1 rRNA gene is annotated in these 2,874 nt (G+C 52.2%); it reads left to right on the plus strand.

Features of this window, described 5'->3' with window-relative positions:
- The first annotated feature begins 51 nt into the window (after positions 1-51).
- Positions 52-2,873 (plus strand): 23S ribosomal RNA (locus tag LXL81_RS28970).
- Position 2,874 lies beyond the last annotated feature (1 nt).

A 2,874-nucleotide genomic window follows, 5' to 3' on the forward strand; every position in this document is an offset into this window, starting at 1 on the left:
GTAACGAGTTCATTGACATATTGAGAAGCAAAAGAGAATAAGATAATAAACGCGCAAGCGAATTAAGGGCGCATGGAGGATACCTAGGCTCTCAGAGGCGATGAAGGACGTGATAAGCTGCGATAAGCTACGGGGATCAGCACATATGATTTGATCCGTAGATTTCCGAATGGGGCAACCCAGTACCATGAAGTGGTATTACCCTACGGGGGGCGAACGCGGGGAACTGAAACATCTAAGTACCCGCAGGAGAAGAAAATAATAATGATTGCGCAAGTAGTGGCGAGCGAACGCGCAGGAGCCCAAACCGGCCTGGTTACGGCCAGACCGGGGTTGTAGGACTCACCAAGTGGGCATTGATTGAACTGGAATGGCGTGGGAAAGCCAATCGTAGAAGGTGAGAGTCCTGTACAGGTAAGAGAGATGTCTGAGTGAGTATCCTGAGTAGGTGGGGACCGGAGAAATCCCCTTCGAATCCGGCGGCACCATCCGCCAAGGCTAAATACTCCTGAGAGACCGATAGTGAACGAGTACCGTGAGGGAAAGGTGAAAAGTACCGCGAGCAGCGGGGTGAAATAGAACTTGAAACCATGCGCTTACAAGCGGACGGAGCCTTCGGGTGACGTCGTGCCTTTTGCATAATGAGCCTACGAGTTACGGTCACTGGCCAGGTTAATTCATTGAAATGAAGGAGCCGAAGCGAAAGCGAGTCTGAAATGGGCGATTAGTCAGTGGCTGTAGACGCGAAACTTGGTGATCTACCCTTGGTCAGGTTGAAGCGCTGGTAACACATCGTGGAGGACCGAACCGGTAAACGTTGAAAAGTTTTCGGATGAACTGAGGGTAGGGGTGAAAGGCCAATCAAACTGAGAAATAGCTCGTACTCCCCGAAATGTTTTTAGGAACAGCGTCGTGGTTGAGTCATGGTCAGGTAGAGCTACTGATAGGGCTAGGGGGAGTCAAATCCTACCAAACTCTGACAAACTCCGAATGGGCTATGATATACACGGCAGTGAGGGCTGGGGTGCTAAGGTCCCAGTCCGAGAGGGGAACAACCCAGAGCATCAGCTAAGGTCCCAAAATATATGCTAAGTTGAACTAAGGGGGTCCGACTGCAGAGACAGCCAGGATGTTAGCTTGGAAGCAGCTATACATTTAAAGAGTGCGTAACAGCTCACTGGTCGAGCGGGGCGGGCATCGATAATAAACGGGCATCAAGCATATTACCGAAGCTATGCGATAGTAATTTATTACGATCGGTAGGGGAGCATTCTCACAGGGGTGAAGGTTAGGCGTAAGCCTGGCTGGACTGGTGAGAAAAGCAAATGTAGGCATAAGTAACGATAATGCGGATGAGAAATCCGCACACCGAAAGACTAAGGATTCCTCCGCTATGCTAATCAACGGAGGGTTAGGCGGGGCCTAAGGTATAGCCGAAGGGCGATTACCGATGGACAGCAGGTTAATATTCCTGCCCCTGCGTTCAGTGTGAAAGAGTGACGGAGCAGTGTGGTATGTACGTACTGACGGAATAGTGCGTTGAGCAGAGCCTACGGGCGAAGCGAACATGCGAAACAGCTTCCAAGAAAAGCTTTTGAAACATCAGCTGAATGCAGCCCGTACCGTAAACCGACACAGGTAGTCGAGAAGAATATTCTAAGGTGCTCGAGTGAATCACGGCTAAGGAACTCGGCAAATTAACCCTGTAACTTCGGGAGAAGGGGAGCCTCCTCGCAAGAGAGGCCGCAGAGAAATGGCCCAGGCGACTGTTTAGCAAAAACACAGGGCTCTGCCAAAACGCAAGTTGACGTATAGGGCCTGACACCTGCCCGGTGCTGGAAGGTTAAGAGGGGATGTCAGCCGCAAGGTAAAGCATTGAATCGAAGCCCCAGTAAACGGCGGCCGTAACTATAACGGTCCTAAGGTAGCGAAATTCCTTGTCGGGTAAGTTCCGACCTGCACGAATGGTGTAACGATCTGGGCACTGTCTCGGCCGTGAGCTCGGTGAAATTGTAGTAGCGGTGAAGATGCCGCTTACCCGCCACGGGACGGAAAGACCCCGTGCACCTTTACTATAGCTTTGCATTGTTTTCGGGTCAGGGATGTGTAGGATAGGTGGGAGGCTTTGAAGCGGTGTCGCCAGGCATCGTGGAGCCAACGTTGAAATACCACCCTTCGCTGGCCTGGGATCTAACTGCTCAATGAGCAGGACCGTGCATGGTGGGTAGTTTGACTGGGGTGGTCGCCTCCAAAAGTGTAACGGAGGCTTCCAAAGGTCTGCTCAACACGCTTGGTAACCGTGTGTGGAGTGCAATAGTACAAGCAGGCTTGACTGTGAGACCGACGGGTCGAGCAGGTGGGAAACCAGGGTATAGTGATCCGGTGGTTCTGTATGGAAGGGCCATCGCTCAAAGGATAAAAGGTACGCCGGGGATAACAGGCTGATCTCCCCCAAGAGCTCACATCGACGGGGAGGTTTGGCACCTCGATGTCGGCTCGTCACATCCTGGGGCTGGAGAAGGTCCCAAGGGTTGAGCTGTTCGCTCATTAAAGTGGCACGCGAGCTGGGTTCAGAACGTCGTGAGACAGTTCGGTCCCTATCTGTGGTGGGCGTAGGAAGATTGACGGGGGCTGCCCTTAGTACGAGAGGACCGGGGTGGACCCACCGCTGGTGAATCGGTTGTCCCGCCAGGGGCATGGCCGAGTAGCTATGTGGGGAATAGATAAGCGCTGAAAGCATCTAAGTGCGAAACTAGCCCGAAGATGAATCTTCCACACAAGGGTCGTTGTAGACTACGACGTTGATAGGCTGCAGGTGTACGTGTAGAAATACATTCAGCTGAGCAGTACTAATTACCCAACAGCTTGCACAAC

It is taken from the genome of Dyadobacter sp. CY356, from assembly GCF_021440195.1.
In the GTDB taxonomy this organism is placed as follows: Bacteria; Bacteroidota; Bacteroidia; order Cytophagales; family Spirosomataceae; genus Dyadobacter.